Raw genomic sequence first — 1,433 nt, forward strand, 5'->3', positions numbered from 1 at the left:
TAATGCCGTTCAGTTAGCACTGAACGGCATTTTCATTTGCAGAGCAGGAAGAGGTTGTAAACGGCGCGCCGGGATGTTAACTTTTCGGCACGATGCTCTCAGCCCACCTTACCTATCTGATCGAAGCGCAAGAGCCGGTAGCAGACCTGAGCCGGCTAGCTGAGCATCTGCCTTACGAATGGATTGAGCACGCGGTGCGTGCTACGGGCACAGCAAGCCTGCGGCGGCGACGCCTGCCGTCCGAGCAGGTGGTATGGCTGGTGATCGCTCTGGCCATGTACCGTCACTGGTCAATCAGTGAAGTTCTCGACGGACTCGATCTGGCGCTGCCCAGCGAGGATGCACCATTCGTCAGCAAGAGCGCGGTGACGCAGGCGCGTCAGCGCATCGGCGAAGCGCCGCTGGCCTGGCTTTTTGACCGGACAGCCCGGGCCTGGACCCGGCAGGACGCGGCTCACCATGCGTTCAAGGGGTTGAGTTTGTGGGCGATGGACGGCACCACGCTACGCACGCCCGACAGCCCCGCCAACCGGGAGCACTTCGGCGCGCAAGGTTACGCCAGTGGCAGAGTGGCCAGCTATCCGCAGGTGCGCGCAGTGACGCTCACGGCGATTCCGACGCATCTGGTCGCCGACATCAATTTCGGCCGTTACGACACCAACGAGATGGTGTATGCAAAAGGCCTGTTGCCGCAGATACCGGAAGATTCGCTGACGGTATTCGATAAAGGCTTTCTGTCTGCCGAAATCCTCTGTGGCCTGACGATGGGAGGACGTAACCGCCACTTCCTGATTCCCGCCAAATCCAATAGCTGCTGGGAAGTGATCGCGGGTACCGCTGACGATGCGACGGTACGCATGCGCGTCTCGCCGCAGGCGCGCAAGAAGTGTCCGGCTTTGCCTGAATTCTGGAATGCGCGGGCGATCCGCACCATCGATGCGCGCGGGCGCGAACGCGTGCTACTGACTTCGCTGGGCGATCGTCGCCGCTTCAAACCCGCTGATATCCTGGCCTGCTACGAGCGTCGCTGGCAGATCGAAACCAGCTACCGCGAGCTTAAGCAATCGATGCTCGGCTCGGAGTTGACCTTGCGCAGTCGTACGGTCGAAGGTGTGTATCAGGAGATATGGGGTGCGTTGATCGCCTACAACCTGATTCGCCGTGAGATCGCCAGCGCCGCATGGGAAGCGAAACTCGAGCCGACCGATATCAGCTTCGTGCGCGCCCTGCACACGATCCAGCACGAAATGATGTGGGCCGCGCTAACGCCGGCCTATGCGAAATTGCCCGCCTGTCTGAAGCGCCTGCGTGAGCGCCTCAAGTCGCTGCCCAATGAAAAACGACCCGGCCGCGCATGCGACCGGGTCGTCAAATCTCGACCTCACCGTTATACCGTTCGTTTCTTGAAGAAGGATCTTAACTGAACGGCATTA

Annotated in this window: 1 protein-coding gene; it reads left to right on the top strand. The window is 60.4% G+C overall.

Annotated features, from left to right (window positions below):
• Nucleotides 1-92 precede the first annotated feature (92 nt).
• Nucleotides 93-1,424 (top strand): IS4 family transposase, encoded by a 1,332-nt coding sequence (locus FSO04_RS45755; RefSeq protein ID WP_154568005.1) that lies wholly within the window; start codon nucleotides 93-95, stop codon nucleotides 1,422-1,424.
• Nucleotides 1,425-1,433: the final 9 nt, after the last annotated feature.

The organism is Paraburkholderia madseniana (assembly GCF_009690905.1).
GTDB lineage: Bacteria > Pseudomonadota > Gammaproteobacteria > Burkholderiales > Burkholderiaceae > Paraburkholderia > Paraburkholderia madseniana.

What these genes read in the sequence shown, in the direction of transcription:
- FSO04_RS45755 (WP_154568005.1), top strand. Translation starts at nt 93, where the DNA reads ATGCTCTCAGCCCACCTTACCTATCTGATCGAAGCGCAAGAGCCGGTA.